Consider the following 25,004-nt stretch of genomic DNA (forward strand, 5'->3'; position numbering starts at 1 on the left):
CCAGAAGCCTAGGGCATGGTGAAGGATAAATCGGTGCTGATGAGGCTGGCAGTCAGGCCCGTGCTCTGGCGATAATAGGCGTAGCGCACATCCAGGGACTTGAACTTTGCTACGCGGCCCCCAAACGGCGTTTTAAAGCGCGCGATGCCGTACACGGGCGAATACCGAAACCCTACTCCAAGCTTATGAGCGGAGAACCCGGCTAGGTCGTAGTCGGAGGTGTAGTACTCGTCGGTGATGGAATGCTCCTGGTAGGGCGCAAAGTAGTCGGCGGCGGTTTGGGTATGGTAGCGGTAGAAGGGGTAGAGCACGAAAAAGGGCGTCACCTTCACCGGCGTTTCCAGCTCCAACGTATGGGCCGTAATACCGAAGTTATCATTGTAGAAGCGGTAAAAACCACGCAGCTGCACCAGGTCACTCGCATAATACGTGGCCCGAACGCCCACCGGATACTTCAGGCGTTGGCGGGGCAGCAGCTCAGCGCGGGCCGTGCCGAGCGCGCCGCCGGTTTCGCGGAAGTATACCCGGTGAAACGGTGTGCTCAAGAGTCCGCGCTGGGCTACCAGCTCGGTGCTGAAAGCCACCTGCAAGCGTTGGGTGAGCACCTGCGAGTACACCAGGTTTAGGTTATAGCTCTGCCTCGTATCCTTGCCCGAGCCGTGCTCGCCGGCGCCCCCGGGGCGCAGCTCGGCGGGCAGAATCAGGGTGGCGCGGTCAAAGAAGGCCTGCGCGGCCACGCTCAGCTCCCGGTTGCCATCGGCGGATGCCCTCGCCCAGGAAGCCGTAACGTTGCCCGAGAGGTAATCATACTCCTTGGAAAAACCGCCGCCCACGCCAACAAGGGTACGCTTGTCAGCCAGCTGGCGCGAGTAGCCCAGGTCCACGTGGTAGCGCGTATCATGCGCCGAGGCTGAAGACAGCACCTGATCAATGCGGTCAGTGGAAGCTGAGGCGTAATAGTCCATGCCCACGTTGGCCGAAACGCGGGTAACGGAATCCAGCGGCACATTCAGGATGATGGTCGGCGTGAAATCAGTGAGCTGCTGGGTTCCCTGGCCGCCTTCCACGGCACTGTGGTTGCCATCCTGAGAGTAGTAGCTCGACAGGATGTTAATCTCCGTTTCGCCGTGGTTGCTGGGGTTGGGTGGGCTCGGGGCGGTCGTGGCCGGAGCCCCGTAGCCATCCACGCGGTTGGGCGTGGGCGTAGCTTGCGCAAATGTCAGCACGGGCAGGGCCACCAGGGCCAGCAGCAGGCCCGCGGGCCGAAGAAGAGGGGAGGGCATGGCAGGGGAGAAGAGCAGGTTCGGTATCAATTAGTTGCAGCCGCAGCCGCCCCCTACTTTGCCGCCATTGGCGCCGCCCGCGCCTTCGCGGTAGCTTTCAAAGTTGGTCTCATACACTTCCACGCGCTTGTTGGCCAGTTTCATGTCCTCATCATTGAGGTACACTTTCTGGTACGCGGCCACCGAAACGCAACTGGTCAGACCACTTCCGCAGAGCAGCAACACGCCGGATACCAGCAATCGGATTCTAGAAAGTAAGGGTTGGGCGCACGTCATGGGGTAGGGGCGGCCGCAGCCGGCGGTTGCTTGGTAGAATAATAATTCACGGCCATGCCGTTGGAGGTAAGCGTGCGGCCATCATTAGTGATAAGCGTGCAGTCCACGCCTTTCAGCTGGTTGATAAAGGCCAGGCCAGCCTCCGGTCCTTTTACGAACACCACTTCATCCAGCCCATCAGCCAGTTCCACATCAGGGCAGATGATGGTGACGGAGCGCAGCCCCGTGGCCGGGTAGCCGGTTTTGGGGTCGATGATGTGCCCGTAGTACTTTCCCTTCACGGTGAAGTACTGCTCGTAATTACCAGCCGTCACCACGGCGGCATCAGTCAGGCGCACCCAGGAAGACACGGACTGCGGAAAGGCGGGGTCGCCAATGGCAATGCGCCACAAGGAGCCATCGGCTTGCCGGCCCCAGCACGAAACGTCGCCGGAACCGTTTATGAGGCCGCCGGTCACGCCCATCTGCTTCATCAGGGCTTGCGCGCGGCGCACCCCGTAGCCCTGCAGAATACCAGCCAGGTTCAGGCGCATACCTTTCTCCCGCAGCAGCACGGAGTGCGTGGCTGGGTTGAGTAGCACGTTGCGGTAATTGATGCGGGCTACGGAGGCTTTCACCACTTCCGGGGCGGGCAGCGCGGCGTGCTCCTGGCGGTCGAAGCGGTAGATTTTCTCACCCCCGGCAAAGGTGATGTCGAAGGCGCCGCCGCTCAGCTCCGAAAGCTTCAGGGTGCGCGCAATTAGGTCGTATACCTCTTGGTCCACCACCACGGGCCGCAGGCCGGCGGCGCGGTTTACCTGCGTAATCTGCGAGGTAGAGTCCCAGTAGGAGCACAGCCGGTCAATGCGCTGCGCTTCCCGAATACCCGCCCGAATGGCGCGCCACGCCAGCGAATCATCACTGGAAACGGCCGTAAACGTGAAGTGAGAGCCCATCAGGTGGGCCGAGCGGGTGAAGGTGCGCGGTTTGGGGGCAGCCACTTGAGTCTGCGCGCCGGCAGCTAGTGGGGCCATCAGGAGGCAACTAACTGTCAGGAGCAGTAAGTACTTGGTGGCGCGCGCGGCAGGCCAGTTGGGAAGGTAAAGCACAGGACTTAGTGTTTAGTCAGCAGCTGGGTAAGATGCGCATCGTAGGTTGTAGCGCCACCTGGGCGGTAGCCGGTTTTGGCCAGCACCTTGCCTTCCGGCGAAAGCAGGAGCACCAACGGGAACGCGCCTTCTTTATTCAGCTGCGCCGCTGCCTGCTCATTGGTTTTGGTTTGGGCGGCCGAAAGCTTGTTTTTCTTGCTGCGCGGGAAGTCAAAGCGCGTCAGCACGAACCGGTCTTGGGCAAACCTGGCAAACTCGGGCGTATCAAACACCTCCTGCTTGAGCATGATGCAGGGCTTGCACCAGTCGGAACCCGAGAAAACAACCAGCACAGGTTTATTGCTGGCCTTGGCCTGCTGCAAGGCAACGGCTAGGTCAGTGTTCCAACTAAGGTCAGGGCTTTGCGCGTGCACGCTCCGGGTGCTTAACAAGAGAAGTACACACACTATCAGATTTCGCATGGCGTCGGAGCGTAGATGGAACAATGTCTCGGGATTAAAATAACATTAAATCCTGAAATGTTGTTCGCTTAACGCAAGAGTTACTGCGCAGTTGTGCGGCCGGAACATTATTACCGTCTGTCACCTGAAGGGCGCGTGCATAACGCGAGGTTGACGTGCTTCCGGAGCCTAGTAAATCCGACTGCTACGATGCCTGAACTGCTGTTTACTAGCACTGCCAGCGGCCTCTTACTCTGCAGCCATGCACCCCGGTATCAGCCTGCATAAGTACAGACGGCTTTTTCACCACCGCCTAAACAGTGCAGCTAGCATAGAAAGCGTTAGCGGTTTAATTAAGTGGTTGGGCGGTTGCGGGAATTTTGGCGGCTAGCGGAAATATCGCCTAGGGTGCGGCCCCGCTCCCGGGCATAGCGCAAATGCTTGGCGTGGCCAATCACCTGGGCGGAATAAATGCCGGCGTGCCCCGAAAACAGGTATGCTGATACACAGGCCAGTCCCAGGTATACGCCGGCCTGCGCTCCAAACAGTTCCATTCCCATTAGGGTACAGGCCAGCGGCGTGTTGGCAGCACCCGCAAACACCGCTACAAAACCCATAGCCGCGAGCAGGGCCACCGGAAGCGGCACCACCAGCGCCAGCGCCGACCCCAGAGCGGCGCCAATGAAAAAGAGGGGTGTTACTTCGCCGCCTTTAAAGCCGCAACCCAGCGTCAGGGCCGTGAAAGCCAGCTTCAGCAGGAAATCTTGCGGGGGTAGCGGGGCCTGGAAGGCCGCTACTATGGTGGGCACCCCCAGGCCAATGTATTTGGTGGTGCCCAATGCCGCCACGGCCAGAGCCACAAGGGCCCCACCCAGCACCGGCCGAAGCGGTGGATAAGATACGTGCTTAAACCACTGCGTAACCTGGTGCGTGAGGCCAGCGAAACTCCGCGCCGTGAGACCAAACAGGCTACCTACTCCAACGGTAAGCAGCAACCCGAGGATGGTAATAGGTTCAGCACCTAGCTGGGGGTAGTGGGTGTGCCCCACGCCCCAGGCCCGCGTGACCAGGTCGGCGCTGATGGCGGCCAGAAAGCTGGGCAGGATAGCATCGTAGCGAATAGCCCCGAGCAAAAAGACCTCTAACCCAAACACGGCTCCGGCCAGCGGCGTCCCGAACACGGAGGCAAACCCAGCGCTGATACCGGCAATGAGCAGCAGTTTCCGGTCGCGGGGGCGCAAGCCCAACAGGCGGGTAAGCTGGTCGGCCAGGGTGCCGCCCATCTGCACGGCCGTACCCTCGCGGCCTGCCGAGCCGCCAAACAGGTGAGTTGCTAGGGTGCCAAACAGCACCAAGGGAGCCATCCGGAGCGGAACAACCTTGCTGGGGTTATGAATTTCGTCAAGTAGTAAGTTGTTGCCCTTCACTACGCTTTGGCCCAGGTAATGGTAACTGGCGCCTACCACAAAGCCAGCCACGGGCAGCAGCCAGATTATCCAGGCATGAGCTTCGCGCCAGGCCGTAACCCAATCGAGGGCCAGCAGGAAGAAGGCCGAGGCCGAGCCTACCAGTACCCCCACAACGGCGCAAATCAGCAGCCAGCGGCCCAGAAACAGGAGGTGAGAGGTTTGCTCGAGGGCCAGTACTGGCCGGAATAAGCGGGAAAATCGAGAAGCCACAAGCAGGGAAGTGAAAGCCAATAAAAAAACCTACGCGCCGCGGACAAGGAAGCCCGTAGGTTGCGTAGGAATCATCAGCTCAAAGCCAGGGCTTTGGCGGTTACAGGTGGAAATCCATCACCTACTATGAAAGCAAATATAGAGAGTTTGCCTGGATGCTAAACCAGCGGAAAGTCTTTCTTTCCGCTGGTGAGTATGGCAACTACCCTGCGTTGGCTGATGATTTAAGAGGTTAAGCTTGCGCTTTATTAAAGGTAGCCGGCACGCGGGCCAGGTACCCGGCTACGCCCAACGCCACGGCAGCCGCCAGCCCAAACGTGAGGCCCGCGCCCTGCCACTGCCACAACAACCCCGCGCCCGCGCTGGCACCGAGCGCGGCTAGGCTACTCAAGCCCCCAAGGGTACCCAGGGCGGCGCCGGTATCAGAGGGTGCGCACAGGGTACTGATCCAAGCTTTACCAACGCCTTCCGTAGCGGCCGCGTATAGTCCGTAACAGGCAAATAACAGCCCGAACACCCAGCCATCGTGCGCCAGGGCCATGCCACCATACACGCCCGCAAACACCACTAGTCCGCCGGTTAGGAGCTTGCGGGGCCCTAGTCGGTCGGAGAGGTGGCCCAGCGGCCAGGCGCTAAGCACGTACACTATATTATACAGGATGTAGAGGCCAATAACCTGCGGACTTGAAAGACCCCGTTGACGGGCCAGCAGCAGCAGAAAAGCATCGGAGCTATTGAAAAGGGCAAACAAAACCAGCCCGCCCACCACCCGCCGGTACGCGGGCGAGGCCTGGCGCCAGTAACTGAATGAGGCCCAGAACGGCACCACCGGCCGCCCCGAGGGTATTGTCCGCCGCTCGCGCAACAGCAACGAAATAAGTACGGCCAGCACTCCCGGCACAAACGCCCACAGAAACAGCGGGCGATAGGCCGCAGGATGAGCCGCAAGCCACCCCAAGGCGGCCAATGGGCCCAGAACGGCCCCCAGGGTATCCATGGAGCGGTGAAAGCCAAACACTTTGCCGCGGTCCGTGGGGGTAGTCTCGTCCGAAAGTAAAGCATCCCGAGCGCCAGTGCGCAGGCCCTTGCCCAGCCTATCCACGGTGCGGGCCAGCAGCACCCAGGCCGGAGTGGCCAGCACCGCCAGCATCGGTTTTGACAAAGCACTCAGTCCGTAGCCCCATTGCACAAACGGCACCCGGCGGCCCAGTCTGTCAGACCATTGTCCGAAGTAGCCTTTGCTAAGCCCCGCCACCGCTTCCGCCACGCCTTCCAGCAGCCCGATATACACCACCGAAAAGCCAATGGACTGCAGATACAACGGCATAACCGGATACAGCATCTCGCTGGCCAAATCAGTGAACAGGCTGATGAGCGAGAGCAGCCAGACGGCGCGGGTAAGGTAGCTCGGGAGAGGAAGGCGGCGCATCAGCGGGAGTAAAACCGGAAAAATGGGTATCAGATACACTACGTTCATCCCCAAAGCCTTACTAGAATCGAGGCGGGCCGTGTCGCCGGCAACTTTTCCATACGGTTTAGGCAGCACTGAGGGCTAGTGATTTTCAGCCAACAGTTGCCTGAAGGTACATGCCTTGCTTCTCCTCTTTCTGATTAATTGGCTATATGTTTTTGCAATGCCTGGCCCGAATACAGGTCATGGCAAGTGAATGTGCGCCTGCGACCCGGCTTAGAGCCTGGGCTTTGCCAAACGATATAACCACCACGAGGCAAGCAGTTCTGCTTGCCTCGTGGTGGTTAGCACTATTCACTAGGGGTTACATAATATAAAAGGTATCAGACTTTATAGGCGCTGGAATTTCAGCTTCTTGCAGTAATTGCTTTAAGTTAATCTCGACGGTGCGCGCAATGGACGTGACGGGCGTATCGGTGGGCTTATCATTAAAGGGGTCCTGCATATACCGGGCGGTCCGCTCCAGCAGGAAATAGGTGGAGGCCGTCACGAGCAGCACCGGTATTTCCCACAGCCCAATAGTTTCCACCAGCCCCAGCGATAGGGTGAGCAGAAACAGGTAGATAAAAAAGTGCATCAGCTGGCGGTAGCTGACCGGAAAAACCGTGTTTTTAATGCGCTCGGCGCCGCCCATGGAGTCGCAGAGTCGCACCAGCGTGGAGTCGAGCTGCACATACTGAAAGGAATCGAATGCCTGCTTCTGGTAGAGCTGCTTGAGTTGAGCGGTATGCAGGGCCAGCAGGGCTAGGGGCTTATTGGAGTGCGCCTGCACATACTGCTGTTCATGCGCCGGCAGATATGCCTGCAGCGCAGCCGTAGAATCCTGGCCGCGCAGACTGTGCCCCAGGCTGTAGCACCACGCAATCTGTCGGTAGGCTACAGCCCGGAGTTCTGCTGCCAGACTAGCTGAGTCAAACAGACCAACCGGGAGAAAGCCCTGCACCTGCCGCAGCAGCGTGCGCGAGTCATTCACGACGGCTCCCCAAAGCCTGCGCGCTTCCCACCACCGGTCATACGACTGGCTGATGTTGAAGGCAAGAAGCAGGGAGATGGAACTGCCCAGGATAGTGGGCAGCTGCAGCGGAATCTGGGGGATATAGTCGCTGAAAAACAGTTTGAGCAACTGAAATACAGCAGAAATAACCAGTACTCGGATAATATCCGGCCGGATGCGGGTAAAGATATAGCGGATGGGAAGTCGGGTGTCGAGTAGCATATACAAGCAATAGGAAGGCAGGCGCTACCGGCCGGCCTGGTGGGGTAGCAATACGTTTCCGAGGAGGCAGGACTGTTGCTCCGGTTTCAGCACCTCAGAGGGCTAGGGAGCTTCTACGGACGCACGCTCCTGCTAGGCGCGGCAAGGGCGAAAAAGTGTATCACTAACGCCTTCAGCCTTCTTCTCACCTTGCCCGGGCTTACTTGCCACAAAGGTACGCCTCCCTTGCCCCACGCATATTAAAGGCTCATTATATGTCGATTATAATAGCGTTAAAACCAGATTATAAATTCATTAAAGCAGAACGGTGGATGCCCTACCCTCGGGGCCTAAAATGAAGCTTGTGGGCTCTCAGGCTAAAGTATGTAGTTAGGCCGCCCGGTGTAGGCGCCTTGTGAGCAGTACACTAGGCCTGCGGTTTGCCTGAGCTGGTGGTCTCCCACTCCTGCCGCTGATGACATTTCCTGCGTAGCTTTGTTACTCGCTTTTGCTTCCCCAATTACACGCAGTACCACCTTGCGCCTCTATTTTGAAAACCCGGTTGGACGTATCCTGGAGCACCCCGATGGGTACGTTCTGATTCGTTACCACGCCGGCCCCCGCGACCTGTTTCACCTGCAGGCTTTCCTGACCCATACCGGCCGGCTTCTGCAACTCCGCAAATGGAATAAGCTGTTCGGCGACCAGCGCCTGATGGTGCCTTTCACGGATGAAGAAAGCCAATGGATTGTGGAGTACTGGCTTTCAGAATCCAACCAAGACTGGCCGGTTTACGGGGCCGTGTTGGTGGCACCCGGAGCGCTGGAGGGCTTGCCCGAGGCGCAACGCACCCAGCCGGCCCACGCCGGGGCGCTCACGTACCGCCTTTTTGATGAGGAACAAGCAGCTGCTACCTGGCTGCTGCAATGCCCCTAAACTCAAGGGTTTGTTTCTTTCAGGTGAGGTGTTGCCTCTTCTTTTTTCGTTCTTGCTTCCTGCCTTTCCTGCATGCAACCTGCCGTCGTCGACTACCAGCATTTGTTTCGTTTGTTGCCCCACAACTACCTGCTTCTGCAGCCCGATGGGACAATCGTTGACAACTCCGACCAGCATGTTGGCGTCTCGATGCTGCCGCGGGAGCAGGCCGTAGGGCGTAATATTTTTGCGGCTTACCCATCAGCTCCGGAAAGCCAGCAGGAACTTAATGAGTCGCAGGAGTTTGTGCGCGTGCACCGCCAGCCGCACACCATGCCCGTCATGCGCTACGACCTGCTGCGCCCCGAAGCGGAGGGCGGGGGCTACCAGCAGCGTTACTGGCGCATCACGCACTACCCCATCCTAGACCTGCAAGGTCACCTGCTTTATATTCTGCAACATCCCGAAGATATTACGGAGCAGCACTTGTCGGCATTGCAGCAGCAGGCCGCGGAGCAGGCACTCAATAGCGCGCAAAAGCGGGCCCTGTTCACGCTGGAAGCCCTGCCCGTTATGGTCTGGACGGCCCAGGCCGATGGCACCATTGATTTCTTTAACCAGCGCTGGCTGGAGTTTACTGGCCGCGCCGCAACGGCTGATATTTCCCAGGGCTGGCAGGAAGTGATTCACCCCCATGATTTACCGCAGCTAATAGAATCCTGGACTACATCCATAGCGAACGGCAGTCACTACGAAGCTGAGTTTCGGATGCGGCGCCATGATGGGCAGTACCGCTGGGTGTTGGCGCGCACAGTGCCTCAGCTCGAAGATGGACGTGTGAGCATGTGGCTGGGCTGTGGTATTGATATTCATGCGCAAAAACAGCTGGTGGAGGAGCTCACAGTAGCCAACGAGCAGCAACTGGTACTTGCCGACCAAGCCTATGCGGCCGCACAGCTAGCCCAAAATCAGCGCGAAACCTTTTACCGGCTGTTTATGCAGGCCCCGGCCCTGATTGCTATTGTTCGGGGGCCGCAGTACGTATTTGAATTTGCTAACCCAGCCTACCAGGAGCTGTTCGCCACGAGCGAGCTACTAGGCAAAACGGTATTGGAAGTAGTGCCGGAAGCCGTAGAGCAGGGCTTCATGAGTTTGCTGGACACGGTGTACCAAACGGGTGAGCCGTACCACGGCAGCGAAGTATTGCTCAAGCTTCATCGCCGCCTTACGGGCACCATTGAGGAACGCTATTTTGATTTCGTGTACCAGGCATTCCGTGAAAACGGCCAGATCGTTGGGATTTTCAGCTTCTCCTTCGATGTAACTGAGCGGGTGCGTATGCGCCAACTCCTCGACCAGCTCCAGCATCCTAACGGCTCTACGCATGCATAAGGGGTGGCTGGCATTTTCACTACCACGTGTTCACCTGCGCCATGGACTTGACTAGTCTTGACTTTCAGCATGCGCGCATCAAGCAGGTGGTGTTTAAGTCGCGCTTGCGCTCCGTGCTCTACGGCGTGCGCGAGCCGGATGCTGCTCTGTTTTCAGTTCAGGACAACCCGTTTGGGCAGTGGGTGGCTACTACGCTGCTTTCCCAATTCGGCCCTATTCCCGAGATACGCAGCCTGGAGCGGATACTACAGCAGATGCTGCGCCATGGACAAGACCTGGTAACCCAATACCAGCGGGGCAACATTGAGCGGGCCCGCGCCGGCCTGGAGCAGATTGACGTGTACGCCGCTGAAATTGACGCCGTGCTGCAGCAACTGGAGCAACGTAACCCCAGCTAGCCCTCGTACTTGTATAAAGTGTGGCACTAGGGCGCTTTAGTAGTTAAAGTGCTAAGCCGCCAGGTAGCCAGCTTACCGGGCGGCTACTTATTGCCACCCGCAGTAATTTGCTCTGGTTATTTAGCTTACTTTGCTAGTAAGTGCGGTCTTGTCACTTACTCGTAGTGGTGGTCACCGCGTTTCTGAAGTTGCCAAAAACGCATGGACCCCGTTGCTTCTTTTGCTGCCTTTTCCACGCCTGAGGATGTACTCCGGAGCCTGCTGGCCATTTCGCCCAGCGGGGTGATATTCTGTACTCCCTTGTATGGTAGCTCAGGTGAAATCTCCGACTTTCAGTTAGCCTACGTAAACCCGGCCGCCCAGCATTTGCTAGGTCTTCCGGAGCATCCCGTACTCACTCTGCAGCAGCACTGGTCGCATACTAGTAATACAGAAATATTCGCTTTCCTGGCGGCGGCTTATGCCTCATCGGAGCCTAGTGATTTTGTATTCCGTCCGCGTCCCGAGAGTGCCAGCTCCACGTATCGATTAGCCGCTCAGCGTTCTGGCCAGGGCGTACTGGTTACTTTCAGTGAGGCCACTGCTGGCATCTTTGCTTTCGATACGTCTTCATCATCGTCTGTTTTAAGGCAAGAAGACGCGGTTTTACCATCCGCTGAGCTGGCACATGGCCCCCTGCACCACGTGTTCCGGCAAGCTCCGGTTGGTATCTGCCTGCTCACAGGCCCTGACCTGGTTTTCGAGCTCATTAATCCGGTTTACCAAGCACTGTTGCCTACTACTGTGGGGCTGGGCCAGCCTTTCGTGAACGCACTGCCTGATGAAATATATCAGTTGGAGTACAGCACCATACGCCGCGTTTTTGACACGGGCGAAACCCACGAGGAGTTAGGTCGGTGCATTTCCTTTGAGCACTCCAAAGGAGAGGAGGAGGCCAACCGCTACCTGAACTTCGTTTATCAGGCCCTTCGGGAAGATAGCGGGCCGGTAAGGGGGGTACTCATCTGTGCTTTCGATGTTACAGAGCAGGTAGTGGCTGCTCAGCAACTAGCGAAAAGCCGCGAGAAAATGAAGCGGTTTAAGTTCATGGCCGATCAGGCGCGCGACGCCTTTATTTTGATGCGTGAAGATGGCACGTTTGCCTATCTCAACCACAAAGCCCGCGAGGCCTGGGGCTATTCCGCGCAGGAAATTAAGGCGCTGCGCGTGCCCGATGTTGATGTGCTGTACCAGCAGGATACCTTCGCTCAGCTGTTCGCGCGGGCTCAACAAGGGACTGTTACACAGTTTGAAACCCAGCATCGTCACAAAGACGGTCACATTATTCCGGTGGAAGTAAGTCTGGTGATGCTGCAGCTGGGTGGCAAGCCACATCTGCTGGCCGTAGCCCGCGACATCACCGAGCAGAAACGCACGTTAGCGGCCTTGCGTGAAAGCGAGGAGCGCTTCCGTATTATGGCCGATGCGGCCCCCAACCAAGTGTGGGCCGTCAATCCGGATTCCAGCATTCGTTACGTGAACCAGGCCTTTCTGGACTTTGTGGGCGTGAGCCTGGAGGAATACATGATGCAGGGCTGGTCGGCGTTTATGCACCCCGAGGAGTTGGCGCACGCCCAGCACACCCTGGAGCAGGCTATCCAGTCGCGTAGCGTTTACATGCTGGAACACCGCATGCGCCGCCACGACGGTGAATTTCGCTGGCTTTTATCCCAGGGAGCTCCTAGCTATTTCCCTAACGGAGACTTGTATGGCTACATAGGCTCGGCCATCGATATTACGGAACTGAAGCAAACCAACGAGCAGCTGGTACGCACCAACATTGACCTGGACACCTTTATCTATACCGCTTCTCATGATCTGCGCGAGCCCATTACCAACCTGCTGGGGCTGGTGCAGGCTTTGCAGGAACAGCTGCCGAGGGATGCGTTTCAGGATCCGTTGGTGCCGCGTCTGCTCACCATGATGCAGGAGTCAGTGGCCCGGTTCCAGCTCACTATTGCCCAACTTACTGACCTGGCCCAGCTGCAACAGGCCCAGCTGCAGCCCGCCGAAGCAGTTGACGTGGCAGCACTGGTAGAGTCAGTCCGGATGGATTTAGCGCCCCGATTGGCCGCCGCCGGGGCTACGCTCAACGTCGAAATGCCCAGCGGATGTGCCGTTTCATTTGCCCCCAAGCATCTGCGCAGTATTATCTATAACCTGCTCAGTAATGCTGTAAAGTACCGTAACCCGCATCGGGCGCCCCACATAAGTTTACACTGCCAACGCATGGGCTCTACTTTCAAGCTGGCAGTGCAGGACAACGGCCTGGGGCTGGATGAAGTGCAGCAGGCCCGGCTGTTTGGCCTGTTTCAGCGCCTGCACCACCACGTAGAGGGCTCCGGCATTGGGTTGTATATGGTAAAGCGCATTATAGAAAATGCTGGCGGCACCATCTCGGTACTGAGTGAGTTGGGTGTGGGTTCTACCTTTACAGTGTTGTTACCAGGCTATCGGGAGGTGCAATCCGCATTGTAAAAAAAATGTATCGTCAGGGGTTCAAGTTGAAAATTACCCTAGCACGAAAAGGCCCATCCGAGAATCGGATGGGCCTTTTGTATCTAAAACCAGCTGGACTTATTTGCCCAGTTTGATTTTCAGGTTTTCATCGAGCGCCTCCAGGAATTCCTCCGTGTAGAGGTAGTCGCGGCCGTGCTCTACTTTGTTGCCATGAATGCACACAGCCAGATCTTTGGTCATTTTGCCGCTTTCCACAGTTTCAATGCACACCGCTTCCAATGCCTTGCAGAAGTTTATTAGCTCCTGGTTGTTGTCCAGAATACCCCGGAATTCCAGGCCGCGGGTCCAGGCAAAGATGGAGGCAATAGGGTTAGTGGAAGTAGGTTTGCCCTTCTGATGGTCGCGGTAGTGGCGGGTTACGGTACCATGCGCAGCCTCCGCTTCCATCGTTTTACCATCGGGAGTTACCAGGGTTGACGTCATCAGTCCCAAGGAGCCAAAGCCTTGCGCTACCGTGTCGCTTTGCACGTCGCCGTCGTAGTTTTTGCAGGCCCACACAAAGTTGCCATTCCACTTCAGCGCCGAGGCTACCATGTCGTCAATCAGGCGGTGCTCGTAGGTAATGCCGGCAGCCTGGAACTTAGCCAGGTAATCCTGCTCGTAAATCTCCTGGAAGATGTCCTTGAACCGGCCATCGTATTTTTTCAGGATGGTGTTTTTGGTGGAGAGGTACAACGGCCAGCCTTTCATCAGAGCCTGATTAAAGCAGGCGTGCGCAAAACCCCGGATCGACTCATCAGTGTTGTACATGGCCAGTGCCACGCCGTCGCTCTTAAAGTTGTACACCTCAAACGACTGCTCCTCGCCGCCATCTTCGGGCGTGAAAGTAATGGTGAGCTTGCCTTTGCCTTTGGTTACGAAATCAGTAGCACGGTACTGGTCGCCGAAGGCGTGGCGGCCGATGCAAATGGGAGCCGTCCAGTTGGGCACGAGGCGCGGCACGTTGCTCATCACAATGGGCTCGCGGAACACAGTGCCGTCCAGAATATTGCGGATGGTGCCGTTCGGCGACTTCCACATCTGCTGCAGGTTAAACTCCTTTACCCGCTCTTCGTCCGGGGTGATGGTAGCACATTTGATGCCCACACCGTACTGCTGAATGGCTTTGGCTGCGTCAATGGTTACCTGGTCGCCGGTTTGGTCGCGGTACTCAATTCCCAAGTCGTAGTACTTGATATCCAGCTCCAGGTAGGGCAGAATCAGCTTGTCTTTGATGAATTTCCAGATGATGCGCGTCATCTCATCGCCATCCAATTCTACTACCGGGTTTGCTACTTTGATCTTTGACATTGCGTGGGGGAATCTGATTTAAGGTGCAAGTTGAGGGGTTTCGGGCCCCAATAATACGGGTTCAGCAGTTGCTGGTCTATATAAGCCTAGTAATTGCCTTCATCTTATTCATACGAAAAGGCTGCTTCCACTAATTGGTAGCCAAGGACGGAGTATATATTCCGCCACAACTCACCGCATCCGGGAGTTTCGGTAGCCAGCTATTCGGTTACTGCAACCGGGTTAGGAATGGTTTGGTGGACCAGCATGCCTAGTAAACATAGATTTATTCTGCTGCCCTTATCCAGTTTAGCACAGTGTAGGGGCTAGTCTCATGCCGCAAGCATTGCCGTAGAAATTTATAGCACCTTGAAGCAAACTCAAGAAATCAGGACGTTTGCAATGTTGATATGAGAAGACTATAAAGTGTTGCCCGGCAGATTGGTAAAGATCCTCGCCTTTGTAAGGTCCGATAATCACTTATCGGACCTTATCGTATCTTCGCTTTTCCGGCCCATTTTTAGTCCCGCTACTCCTTATATAGGCTACATGGAAAATCAGTCCGGACTCGTCACCACCTCGTCGTCCTTGCCGTCCCTTTCCGAGCTGGCCGAGCACACCGCCCGCTACGTCGAGGCCGGCTTGTCCGGGGCCGCCAATACGGCCAAGGCGTACGCCGGGGATCTGAAGCGTTTCGGTGCCTGGTGCTCGGCCCACAGCCTGGAGCCGCTGCCGGCCTCGGTGGATACGCTCGCCGGCTTTGTAACCCACCTGGCGGAAACCGGCAAAAAGGTAGCCACCATTCAGCGTCACTGCGCCGCCGTCAGCAAGGCCCATGCCTTGCGCGGCGTGGACTCGCCGACGGACGACAAGAAGTTTAAGGTCCTGATGGAAGGCATCTCGCGCGTTAAAGGTGTGAGGCAAAAGCAGGCGCCCGCGTTTACGCTGGCAGCCTTCAAGCGCATCGTCAAAGGCATCGATAGCACGACGGTGGCGGGGCAGCGCGACAAGGTGATTTTGCTGCTGGGCTTTTCCGGCGCGTTTCGTCGCTCGGAGATGGCGGCCCTCAATATCGAGGACCTCGGCTTTTCCGAGGAAGGGCTGATCGTGGACCTGAAGAAAAGCAAAACCAACCAGCTGGGCGAAAACGAGGAAAAAGCCATTTTCTACTCCCCGGAGTTGCCTCTTTGCCCCATCCGGTCCCTGCAAAGCTGGCTGAAAACCCTAGGCCGCAGCGAAGGCCCCTTGCTGGTATCCCTGCGCAAGAATAGCCGGCTCACCGAGCGCCGCCTGACCGACAAACACCTGAATCTGATTGTGCAGCGTTACTTAGGCCCCACCTTTTCGGCCCACTCTCTGCGGGCCTCGTTTGTAACGGTGGCCAAGTTGGCCGGGGCCGATGACTCGGAGGTGATGAATCAGACCAAGCACAAGACGTCCACCATGATTCGCCGCTACACCCGCCTGGACAACATACGTCAGCACAATGCGGCCCAGAAGTTAGGTTTGTAAACCGGCGGTGGGTGCTGCTCATCGATGTCGATCGCACCACCAATTTTCTCAACAAACTCCTGCACACGCTCAAGCGCGAACGGGCCGACCCGGTGGCTTGGCTGGCCACGATGATGAAGGAGTTTCAGCGCTGGACCTACCATCCGCATCTGCACTTCGACTTCGACGCCACCACCGCGCCGCGGTACGTGGAGATGGCTATCAACAAACTGCAGTAGGTCTTCAACAACCTCATCTCCATTGCTATCAAGTTCACCCCGGATAGAGGCCAGATCAGGGTGGGGGTAGCTCGGCGCGGAGAGCAGGCGGTCGTCACGATATCGGGTACGGGCATCAGTATTCCGCAGGAGCTGCCGGCTGGCTTGTTTGAGCACTTCACCTAAGCGCGCCGGACGGGCCGGAGCGGGGAAAAGACCAACGGCCTGGGCGTGTCCATTATTTAAAGGGTGGTGGCCTTGCATTAGGGCACGATTACCTGCGTGAGAGAGGAAGGCCACGGCAGCACCTTTACAATTAAGCTACCTGCCTTGCCACAGTAGAACGGGGTTTATTCTACCACAGAAATCGGCCACACTTATTAGCTGGTTATATATTCCTGTAGCCTATCTAGGATGGGAATTCTTTATGGCGCGCCTCATCCAAAGGCGAAAGTTATCCATCTAATTTTAGATTTTATTGCTAAGGCATTTCTGCCTGCTATTTCCTTATGCCTGCTACATCTTGTTCCCTTCCCCAGCAATAAGGCTGGCTATTCCACTTGCATCAAGCAGCGGAAATTGTTGGCCCTATCGACATAGGTATTTCCCAAGTATAGGCGGAGGTGCTCTCTCTACGGCAACGTTACGTGCTAGAAGAGCTAACACCGAGAACAACATCTGATTCTACAGTATCACCGCTTACGGGGACGCTCATAGCACCTACTAGCGTGACTCACTACTAACCTTAGCATATTAGTAGATTATACACTTCCTCCGGAAGTGAGTAGTAGTGGAGAGGGCATGCAGACCGTGAGGAGAACTAGGCGATTTCGTTCAATGTATAACTCACTACACATTGGCGCGTAGGGAAGGGTAGTAGGGTAGGCCTTACTGGTATCGTATCCTATTGCGGTTGCGGTCATCCGCGTCACCAAAATCATCAGCCGCGAGCAGGCCCAAAGTGTAGCCCACCATAACTGCTGCCCCCAGGAGACGCCGAATGCCGACCCGTCCCTGCGGCACCTGAATCAGGAGCTTGTCAACCACAAACAGCGCAGCTGCTGGGACCTGGCCCACGAGCGCATCGCAGTGCTGCAGCTGCCGCGCCTGCGCAAGGATGCTGTGCGCGTCGTCGAGGTGCTGCTCACGGCCAGCGAGGAGAAGTTCCCACAAGACCCGGTGGCAGGGCAACGGGCTGACATCCGAGGCTGGCAGTAGGTACAGGACAATCTGGACTTTTTACAGAAGCGCTACGGGGCTCAGAATGTGATCGGGTGCATGTTGCATCAGGATGAAAGCACCCCACACCTGCATGCTCTCATGGTACCCGTCACCCAGGGACAGCGCCTGCACCAGGGTGAAAGGAGGGGGCCGACCGAGCGGCTCACGGCCCGGGATTTGTTTAGTCCTGTGGCCTTACGGCAGCTGCAAACGGACTACGCCAAGGCCATGGAACCCTACGGTCTGAAGCCGGGCGTGAGGTACAGCACGGCCATTCACCAGGACGTGCGCCGCTACTACTGGGCCCAGAAAACCAGCCAGCAGGACCTGGCCGGGTTAACCAAGCCTTTGGTACACGAGCCCTTTCAACTGGCTGCTATGAAAGCCCTGGAGCGGGTCAGTCCGCAGGCGTATCTGGAGCGCGAGCAGGCGCTTCTGAATGAGCAACTGGCCCAGCAAGTAGCGGCCGTCAATGCCAAGTTGGAACATGTATCCTTCGTAGCGACCGCCAATGCCCTGGCTCAGGACCAGGCCCGCGTACTGGAAAAGCAACTGGCCACCAGTCAGCAGCGCGTACAGGAGTTACTAGCCGATGTGAAGCAGAAGGCCCAGGAGTTGGCCACCAAGACGGAGGAACTAGCTACCCTGCGCGGGCGCTTCCATCGGTTGATCGTACAGACGGCGCAGCCGCAGCCCCTGGCGCCCAACTTGGCCGAGTGGGCCAGCAAGCAGCAAGCCCACCGACAGCAGCGCGCCGAGCAAGTCGTAGCCAACACCCTACAAGGTCCAGTGACCACCGCAGGTGACATCACCCAGGCGTTACAGCAGAATGGGTACTCCATTTACAGTACGAAAGAAGGACAACTGTTAGTCCGCGAAGCCCACTCGGCCGTGCAGTTCCCCCTCGCTGACCTGCAGCCAAATGGCAAGCCCTTGTTTTCACAAGTACAGCAGGCAATTGAGCGCACCCGAGAAGAGCAGCAGCCAGCGCAGCGGTTGCCGGTCGCCCGTGATCCTCGCTCTCTGAACGCAATCATCACAGTAGTTGACCAGGAACGGGCACCACGCATTCAGGCCGCCTTCGAGGATGCCGGCGCGAGCGTGTGGCAGGTGCGCACGTTAGCGGATCAACGGACGTCTCTGAGCGTGGCCCATGGCTTCGATTGGAAGACGATCGAAAAGATCAGCACCGTCCTGAGCAAGGCCCAGCGCTCTCAGGGTGTGGCAGTAGAGGAAAGTTATAAAGACCAGGGTACGCGCACAGGAGCAGTGCGGACCATCGAGCGGGACCGGCAGCCTCGTGACCGGTCACAAGGATTGTCTATGTAGCAAATCAGACTAGGCAAAAAGCTCCACAAAAGGAAAACAAGCTTTCAAAATCAACAAGTCCATAGCTGAAAATTTGACCTTGGAAGATCTAGGTTCTCATTTGCTTGAGATACTGAGGTGGTCTAGTGAGGCCGGACAGAATTAGGACGTATTTTCCTTCCGTCATAGCAACACCCCAGCAAGTAAGTAAGCCGGATAAACGGCGCAAATACGACAACGCGTTCAAGGCCGAAGCCTTGCGCCTGGCCAGCGATAGCCGGTCCATGTGCGCCGCCGGGCAATTAGGCATCAACGAGAAGCTGCTCTATCGCTGGCAGCAGCAACAAGCTGCCGCCGAAGTGGGCAGTGACGAGCTGGCTCGCGACCCAGAAGTGCGCGCCTTGCACGCCGAACTGCAGCGGGCGCAGCGCGAGCAGCACATCCAAAAAAAACCTTTCGAAATCCAACTTCAAACAACGCCCCAAATGTGTCCGACTTAGCCATACCACCTCAGCCATACTGGAAATGTCATGTTGAGCAATACGCATTGTAGCTCATTCGCCGGGGCACCACCAGCCTGTTGCACTTGCGTGCCAACCAGACGCTTGAGCGGGCTGCAACCGTTTAGAAAGTCCTTGTTCAGGTACAGCACTACGGTGCCATAGAACCCCCAATTTTCTTGTGAGGGGGACAACTGCATCATCAAGGCCACACCTAGCATGACTAACGTAACATGCTCTCCAAGTATAGAAAGTAGGCTGAATTTTCGATTAGCAGGTAGGGCCATCTAGGCAGGGAGCAGCAAGAACAGGGGATAAATTGCATGGGAACATCAAATAAGTGCGATACGCCGGGTTACTTTTTTTAAAAATTAAGATCACTATTCAGACTGACTCCTAACGCTAACGAATGTAGAACCTTCCTCAGGGAGCCGTTCTTTTGCGATAGTTTTGAATGGCTACGCCGCGGTAGCGCAGATATTTGTAGAGCGTGACTTTAGAGATCTGCAGGCGCTGAGCAATCTCATTCACGCCTAGCTCTTGCTCTCTGTAAAGTGTCTCGGCGACGATGGCCGTACGCTGAGCCGCTTCCGTGAGGCCGGGCCGTCGACCCCCAATGCGGCCTCGGGCCCGCGCAGCAGCTAGACCCGCATGGGTGCGTTCACGGATGAGCTCGCGTTCAAACTCGGCAAGCGAGGCAAATAAGTTAAAGATCAGTCGGCCTTGCGCCGAGCTCGTGTCAATGGCATCCGTGAGCGAGACCAAGCCCACCCCGCGAAACTCGAACTCGGCGACCATATCCAATAGGTGTTTGAGCGAGCGCCCCAGCCGGTCCAACTTGTAGATGTAGACCGTATCGCCCGATCGAATATGGGCTAACAGCCTGTCTAATTCCGGACGGGCAGCACTCGAGCCTGAAGCTTTCTCCTGATAGATTTCCTCACAACCTGCCTGCGCGAGGGCATCTAACTGAAGCGCGAGGTTCTGATCCCGGGTGGAGACGCGAGCGTAGCCAATCTTCATAGACCAAGTATAGGTTTCTCATTCAGAAGATACACAATCTGTACTTCGCTTCCTATACCAGTTTATTGTACTGATTTTCGCGGAATTAGGCTCTCACTTTTCTCTTTAGACATGAAGACTAATTGTACAGCAAAACGAGCTTTAAAATGCACTGTCACACGGTCACAGGCGTACCGTTACGCGTGCACCGCGTCAAAAAGGGAAGGCCGAAAATATAAATCTTGTTTGCTTGCCGATACGACTGCTTGGCCCCAGGATCATTTCTTGTTTGGGAGGTTCTTAAAAAGCGCTTTGGCTTCTTCAAGGGCCTTGCGTTCACCGGTGTAATTGTTGTCGCCTTTGTTTTCCAAAGCTCCAAAAATTGGGACAAGGGAGGCCCCGGCTAAAGCGCTGGCCCCATACAAGCGAACTTCTTCGTTTTTATGGCCGAACAGCACAACGCTGCCAATTGCCCCGGATAAACCAACTAGAAACCAACTAACGTCTTTTCCAAACTGCTTTTGATTGGCGTAATGATAATAATTGGCGGTTTTAATGTGTTTATTGTATGTTTCTATTTTCTGAAATTCTTCAGAAATGTCAATGCTGCCATTCGTCTTTTGAGCAAAGCCGTTTGTTTGCCCCAGCAAGACAAAAATTAAAATAGCAAAAAGCCTGGAAAACAGCTTGGTTAGTTTTTTTAACATGGGTATGGAGACGAACGTGGGTTTATTGTCGTGTGGCGCAAGGCGTATATTTCTTCTCAGCCTTAAGCCGTTCAATATTTTCCTGGGAAAGGCAACACTCTGGATTTTTAGCACAATATTCTGCTCTCTCCTTCGCGGCCTTTTGCGCCCTGTCGTTCATTTCTTTTTTCATTTCGTTCACTGCTGCTTCATGACGCGCTTGCCGCTCACTTTCTTGCCGTTGATACGCCAACTCTTTTTGTCGTTTATTTTCGATAATTCCTGCTTCTACACTCTGCAGGAATTGCTGATGTGAAGTGATTAAATTAGTCAACTTGTCCTTGTAGACACGTTCGTAAGTATCCCTGTCCTCGTTCCATTTGACGCATTCTGAAACAAATGCTATTTTGTTTAAGAACGCCTGCTTGATCACACTTTTTGAACTGCCAGTTGGAACCGTAACGGAATAGATATTTCCATAAACTGGGCCATACGGTTCAGGAAGATTGAATTCTTCATAGTAAGTACTATAGGCATAAGACTCTTCCTTGCCGGCTGAATACACGCCTAAACACAGTTTCAGGTGCAAAGTACACGCACAACGATCATACATTTCACCGCCTTCTTCCTCCAACGTTGCCTTTTCTTTTGCAAAAACAGATGCCTGCTCTTCTTTGTGTTTAGAGAGCAGTCTCTCTTCTGCGTCTATTTTATTAAGCTCGGCTTCGTTCTGCCTTTTTAAATTGCTTTTTGCGCGATCTTCCAGAATAGATTCCGTTTGATTTTTACCATTGGAATAAAGGTGTGAAGACGCCTTTCCATTCAGTTCTATTTCAACAACCTCTCCGTCCGGTTTCCAGTTTTTAAACGATCCTTGAAAAACGGATTGGGTTTTGGATTCTAAAAAATTACCAGATAAAAATTTGCCGATTTGAAATTTTCCTTCGTAAACATCGTTATTGCTTTTGATGAAAACGCCATTTCCATCTGGGCTATATGATCGTATTTCTCCCGTATACACATCGCCGTTATTATAACGAATTCGCCCTGAATTCAATTGTCCGGATACGACAACTCCCTCGATGTTTCCGATTTGAGGAATCTGGTATTTTGCATCATCATCGTTCAAAACGCCGTTAACAAATTGACCCGTTACTTTTGTACCATTGTTGTATTCAACAGTCCCCTCTCCGTTCGGCAATCCACCACTCAACGGTCCTTGATAGCGGAAATCATCAAATACGTACCAATTGTTGGTCAGAAAATTAGATGGTGAAATATAGCTATGGAAATTACGATTACATGCAGTAAGCGGTATCAACATACAGGTCAACAAAACATATCGCTTTAAGCCATTCATGACCATGCTCGGAATATCGGTTCTGGTGTTAACAATCGATTGAAAGTCGTTCCGGCGTTTAGCTGCTGAACGTGGGTTAGCCCAACATAAATGCTTTATCAAATATAGCAGAAGCTCTCTATACCTGAGGAAAATGACGGCGCCAATTTAGAAAACGATCGGGGCTGTTGCAGAACTCTCGATCAGAATTGACTGGAGGGCAACCCGAGATAGACCAGCTTAAAAACCGGTGGAGCGCCGTACGGCTTGGCGAACAAGAGCGCACTGTTCCCTTTTCAGCCGGCGCGGTGCCGTCTGCAACACATACGCTCGAAAAGGCCTGCTCAGCCACTAGCCTATTTCCTCGGGGTATTCCCGGTCTCGGCATTCAGGAAAGTCCCGCACGTTGGCGTCGGTGCCGTCGGCGGGATTCACCCGCCGGATGGCCGCATGTGCGCCCCGTGAGTCCACCGGCAACTCCACGTGCGTTCCCTGCTCGGCCAGGCGCAAGGCATGGATTCATCGCAGGGCTTGCGGCTCGATACGTTTAAGGAGAGCATCAAAAAGTGCGGGGCCGTGGGGAGGTGGCTGTCTTGCGGGTTAACTTAGAGAGCCCTCCTTATCCGTGAAAGCGATGCTCCCACCAGCAGCTGCTCCTCCTACCGTATCTGGTACCGACTGCCTGGCGGTGGGCTATCAGCTCAAGATTCATCTGTTCGGCATCAACCCGCAAATCAGCCAGCGCGTGTTGGTCCAGGAAGCGCACGCTGTACCAATTCAGTTAGCGCTACGAAGCCATGGAGCGGCGGCTGGCTGGCGAAAACATCTTCGACGACGTGCAGAACTGGAAACTGGATCTGGACCTATCGCCCGGAGCATTTCGGCCGGTAGCACGTCAACGCCCGCTTGGCGAAAGTGTATCAACTTAAAGGGAATTCTGATTTCCTACTCTCGCAGGGCGGCTACGACTACTTTTTCGTGGATTTGAAATCCTGAAAACTGAGGTGGCCTAGGAATGGTGGACAGAAGAAGGATGTGTCCCTGAACAACCAGGTCTCATAACCGCTGAATGCGGCATTTTAGCGTGTGGGTGGCATGCTTGGAAGTGGCTAGCTTAACTTATGCACCGAACTTTTAACCAACGCTATAGGTGTCGAATCCGGTCGAGTACGCGCCGCCGATTGCGCACGTGCCCCTTGAGGCAGGTGGGCGTTGACCAGTAGCAGGGCCGCCAGCAGGAGCTTTCGGAGCGGAGGACAATCGCTAAACATACCTACTACAGGGTTAGCAGGCTGACGACGTACGCGGCGGAGCCGACTTTACTCTTGCGAGACGTAGCCATCTCCGTCGAATAGGCGAATACAAACAAGAAGCTTGAAGCCTTTACCCATCTTGTGTTTTAAACGTGCCACTCCGCGGTAGTCCGGCAGAGAGTGCTTAACATTTCCAGTATGAAAAAAAGGCGCAAGGAAACGGGGCCTCAGAGTGCGATGTCCTACACACAACGGGTGCGGCATGCGCAACGTGAGCGGAGCTTCTGGGCCCTTCATTTTCCGGGTACTGCCGTGGAACAGCTGCCTGGACACCTGCGGCACGTGAGGTTCCACGGCGGTTTGCTCGACGACGAAGCACTGGGGTGGCTAGCCGACCGGATTTTCTCTATTGACATGCTCGACATTTACGAAGCGCCCGTCACCCAGCAGGGAATGGCCCACTTAACACGAATGCGGCACCTCGTGGAGCTGCGCTTAAAGGGCTGCACGTCGGTTGAGGACAATTGCCTGCCCTTGCTGCGCCAAATTCCAGGCCTGGAGCTGCTGCACTTGGGCAGTACCGGGATCACACTGGACGGCATCGGCGCGATGGACGAGTGGTCTACGCTTAAAGCATTGTATCTAAGTACCGACCGTTCTGCTGAGCAGATCCTACAACATGTGACGCAGCTACGCCTCGTGCTGCCCGCCTGCGAAATCGTCCTAAATCATCAGCCTCTGGAGTCATACCTGCCGGAGGGAGAAAGTCAGCCCTAACCAGATAGAGCTTGCGGTGGGATGACCATGCTTTCCCTAGAAAAACCAGAAGAGATGCAGTGTCGCGACACAAAGTGGCTAAAGCACGACGAGCAGCCCCGAAACCCTTCAGCCCATTTGGTTTATTAGCTCAAGGCAATAAACAAGTTAAAGGGAAGCGCGGCTTCTATAACCATACTCTGGCTTGACGCATGTGCAGGGGTTTGCTAACCGCAAGGAACACTTACCCCCTGGCGACAAACGCCAGGGGGCAGCCAAAATATGCGTGATATGTGATTGCAAAGAAGTGACAAATCACTGCTTTGGTCTACAAATTTAATCTCAGTTATTTTAATGAGATGATCGTGAAGGCAGCTGTAGCAATAGCTACAAGCACATATAGAAGAACTTCTCCCGTTGATTGATTTGCCTCCTTATATTCAGCTACTACTGGTGCGGATTTAAGATACCTATCAAAATCTACACTTTTCTCTCCTTTGCAATTAATCATCCAATCTGTAAATAGTTCTTCGAGCTCTTCATTGTCTACTGCTATTGTTATAGAACTTGTAATTTCTGGGTTGGTCCATTCAAACCCGCCTTCGAGTCTCCTAATGCCCATTGAGCTAATAATTGCTCCTTTCCCATCTATAGCAATGCATTTATAACCAAAGTTGGTCGTACCGGATCTAACTCTAGTCACTCGTGACATATCTATAATAAAACTTGCGCGGTCTTGTTGATAAGATTTGCTGTCAGGCATCACTGGTGCTGCATACTGCTCAATTCGAAGAGCACAATCTCCAATAGTTTCCCAATCCAGTACTACATTGTATTTCCCACTTGGAGTATACACTTTTTTATTTTTCTCAAACTGCTTAATCACCTTATAAGGTATCAATATCTTATTGTCCGCTTGGTCTTGGTTCTGACCCAAAGCCATTAAATTAATAAATGATAAAGCTATTATTAAAACAAATTTAAAAAACAAAGCAAGAGTGTTTTTCATTTTCAAATGAGCATTTACAGGGAAAATTCCTAGACCAAGGGCAATTAAACAAAAGCCATTCTCTGCTATTTGTCAAGGGTGGTTTGTTCAACAAGCATTCGGTGTTGCAAGAATCTGCTCCGCTTTGCAGTAGGTCAGTTGCAGCTGCTGCGGTGATTGGCTGAGTAGGTGCATTAGGTTCAGGTGCTAGGGTTGATAAGCATCAAGCCAGCACACAGCGGAAGTAAAAAGTATTTCATGGGATTGTTACTACAGT

21 protein-coding genes, 2 pseudogenes and 1 riboswitch are annotated in these 25,004 nt (G+C 54.9%); of the genes and pseudogenes, 10 read left to right on the forward strand and 13 right to left on the reverse strand.

Annotated features, from left to right (window positions below):
• Positions 1–8 precede the first annotated feature (8 nt).
• The 7 genes from ACYVGU_RS21150 to ACYVGU_RS21180 all read right to left on the reverse strand — a co-directional run bounded on the left by ACYVGU_RS21150 (position 9) and on the right by ACYVGU_RS21180 (position 7,453).
• Positions 9–1,283 (reverse strand): DUF3570 domain-containing protein, encoded by a 1,275-nt coding sequence (locus tag ACYVGU_RS21150; protein ID WP_460623721.1) that lies wholly within the window; start codon positions 1,281–1,283, stop codon positions 9–11.
• Positions 1,284–1,313: 30 nt separating this feature from the next.
• Entirely contained in the window at positions 1,314–1,559 is a 246-nt protein-coding gene (locus tag ACYVGU_RS21155) for a DUF4266 domain-containing protein (protein ID WP_460623722.1), read from the reverse strand.
• Positions 1,556–2,572, reverse strand: a complete 1,017-nt coding sequence (locus tag ACYVGU_RS21160; protein ID WP_460623723.1) for an FAD:protein FMN transferase — start codon at positions 2,570–2,572, stop codon at positions 1,556–1,558. The genes ACYVGU_RS21155 and ACYVGU_RS21160 overlap by 4 nt, the downstream gene beginning before the upstream one ends.
• An 80-nt stretch (positions 2,573–2,652) precedes the next feature.
• Complete coding sequence (locus ACYVGU_RS21165) at positions 2,653–3,108, reverse strand: thioredoxin family protein (RefSeq protein WP_460623725.1); 456 nt, start codon at positions 3,106–3,108, stop codon at positions 2,653–2,655.
• 332 nt (positions 3,109–3,440) lie between these two features.
• Positions 3,441–4,766, reverse strand: a complete 1,326-nt coding sequence (locus ACYVGU_RS21170) for a voltage-gated chloride channel family protein (protein ID WP_460623727.1) — start codon at positions 4,764–4,766, stop codon at positions 3,441–3,443.
• 58 nt (positions 4,767–4,824) lie between these two features.
• A riboswitch (Fluoride riboswitch) is annotated at positions 4,825–4,897 on the reverse strand.
• Positions 4,898–4,998: 101 nt separating this feature from the next.
• The gene (locus tag ACYVGU_RS21175; RefSeq protein ID WP_460623728.1) at positions 4,999–6,195 is read right to left on the reverse strand and encodes an MFS transporter; all 1,197 of its coding nucleotides are present in this window, start codon (positions 6,193–6,195) and stop codon (positions 4,999–5,001) included.
• Positions 6,196–6,541: 346 nt separating this feature from the next.
• On the reverse strand, positions 6,542–7,453 hold the full coding sequence (locus ACYVGU_RS21180) for a bestrophin family protein (protein WP_460623729.1): 912 nt from the start codon (positions 7,451–7,453) through the stop codon (positions 6,542–6,544).
• A 474-nt stretch (positions 7,454–7,927) separates the two neighbouring features.
• On the opposite strand from ACYVGU_RS21180, the gene ACYVGU_RS21185 reads away from it, so the two are divergent.
• The 4 genes from ACYVGU_RS21185 (at position 7,928) to ACYVGU_RS21200 (ending at position 12,654) form a co-directional block, all read left to right on the forward strand.
• Positions 7,928–8,368, forward strand: coding sequence for a hypothetical protein (locus ACYVGU_RS21185; RefSeq protein WP_460623730.1), 441 nt, complete (start codon positions 7,928–7,930; stop codon positions 8,366–8,368).
• Positions 8,369–8,440: 72 nt separating this feature from the next.
• Positions 8,441–9,739 carry a PAS domain-containing protein gene (locus ACYVGU_RS21190; RefSeq protein ID WP_460623731.1) on the forward strand — a complete coding sequence of 433 codons (1,299 nt, stop codon included), beginning with the start codon at positions 8,441–8,443 and terminating at the stop codon, positions 9,737–9,739.
• Between the two features lie 41 nt (positions 9,740–9,780).
• Positions 9,781–10,137 (forward strand): hypothetical protein, encoded by a 357-nt coding sequence (locus ACYVGU_RS21195; RefSeq protein WP_460623732.1) that lies wholly within the window; start codon positions 9,781–9,783, stop codon positions 10,135–10,137.
• Positions 10,138–10,338: 201 nt separating this feature from the next.
• Positions 10,339–12,654, forward strand: coding sequence for a PAS domain-containing sensor histidine kinase (locus ACYVGU_RS21200; RefSeq protein ID WP_460623733.1), 2,316 nt, complete (start codon positions 10,339–10,341; stop codon positions 12,652–12,654).
• 99 nt (positions 12,655–12,753) lie between these two features.
• Here ACYVGU_RS21200 and ACYVGU_RS21205 read toward each other — a convergent pair whose 3' ends face one another.
• Entirely contained in the window at positions 12,754–13,986 is a 1,233-nt protein-coding gene (locus ACYVGU_RS21205; protein WP_460615557.1) for an NADP-dependent isocitrate dehydrogenase, read from the reverse strand.
• A 528-nt stretch (positions 13,987–14,514) separates the two neighbouring features.
• Here ACYVGU_RS21205 and ACYVGU_RS21210 point away from each other — a divergent pair.
• The 5 genes and pseudogenes from ACYVGU_RS21210 to ACYVGU_RS21230 all read left to right on the forward strand — a co-directional run bounded on the left by ACYVGU_RS21210 (position 14,515) and on the right by ACYVGU_RS21230 (position 18,703).
• On the forward strand, positions 14,515–15,477 hold the full coding sequence (locus ACYVGU_RS21210; protein WP_460623734.1) for a site-specific integrase: 963 nt from the start codon (positions 14,515–14,517) through the stop codon (positions 15,475–15,477).
• A gap of 11 nt (positions 15,478–15,488) precedes the next feature.
• On the forward strand, positions 15,489–15,695 hold the full coding sequence (locus ACYVGU_RS21215) for a hypothetical protein (protein WP_460623735.1): 207 nt from the start codon (positions 15,489–15,491) through the stop codon (positions 15,693–15,695).
• Between the two features lie 12 nt (positions 15,696–15,707).
• Positions 15,708–15,860: pseudogene (locus ACYVGU_RS21220) on the forward strand (PAS domain-containing sensor histidine kinase); the annotation flags it as partial.
• A gap of 753 nt (positions 15,861–16,613) precedes the next feature.
• A pseudogene (mobV, locus tag ACYVGU_RS21225) lies at positions 16,614–18,224 on the forward strand (MobV family relaxase).
• Positions 18,225–18,349: 125 nt separating this feature from the next.
• Positions 18,350–18,703, forward strand: coding sequence for a transposase (locus ACYVGU_RS21230; protein ID WP_460623736.1), 354 nt, complete (start codon positions 18,350–18,352; stop codon positions 18,701–18,703).
• Between the two features lie 423 nt (positions 18,704–19,126).
• Here the strand turns inward: ACYVGU_RS21230 and ACYVGU_RS21235 are convergent, their stop codons facing one another.
• The 4 genes from ACYVGU_RS21235 to ACYVGU_RS21250 all read right to left on the reverse strand — a co-directional run bounded on the left by ACYVGU_RS21235 (position 19,127) and on the right by ACYVGU_RS21250 (position 22,240).
• On the reverse strand, positions 19,127–19,726 hold the full coding sequence (locus ACYVGU_RS21235) for a recombinase family protein (protein ID WP_460623737.1): 600 nt from the start codon (positions 19,724–19,726) through the stop codon (positions 19,127–19,129).
• A gap of 257 nt (positions 19,727–19,983) precedes the next feature.
• Complete coding sequence (locus ACYVGU_RS21240) at positions 19,984–20,412, reverse strand: hypothetical protein (protein ID WP_460623738.1); 429 nt, start codon at positions 20,410–20,412, stop codon at positions 19,984–19,986.
• Positions 20,413–20,434: 22 nt separating this feature from the next.
• Positions 20,435–21,715, reverse strand: a complete 1,281-nt coding sequence (locus ACYVGU_RS21245; protein ID WP_460623739.1) for an MORN repeat-containing protein — start codon at positions 21,713–21,715, stop codon at positions 20,435–20,437.
• Positions 21,716–22,081: 366 nt separating this feature from the next.
• The gene (locus ACYVGU_RS21250) at positions 22,082–22,240 is read right to left on the reverse strand and encodes a hypothetical protein (RefSeq protein ID WP_460623740.1); all 159 of its coding nucleotides are present in this window, start codon (positions 22,238–22,240) and stop codon (positions 22,082–22,084) included.
• A gap of 980 nt (positions 22,241–23,220) precedes the next feature.
• Here ACYVGU_RS21250 and ACYVGU_RS21255 point away from each other — a divergent pair.
• Positions 23,221–23,760: a hypothetical protein gene (locus tag ACYVGU_RS21255; protein WP_460623742.1), complete on the forward strand. Its 540-nt coding sequence runs from the start codon at positions 23,221–23,223 to the stop codon at positions 23,758–23,760.
• 325 nt (positions 23,761–24,085) lie between these two features.
• On the opposite strand, the gene ACYVGU_RS21260 is transcribed toward ACYVGU_RS21255, so the two are convergent.
• Positions 24,086–24,748 (reverse strand): hypothetical protein, encoded by a 663-nt coding sequence (locus ACYVGU_RS21260; protein WP_460623743.1) that lies wholly within the window; start codon positions 24,746–24,748, stop codon positions 24,086–24,088.
• Positions 24,749–25,004 lie beyond the last annotated feature (256 nt).

It is taken from the genome of Hymenobacter tenuis, assembly GCF_054780495.1.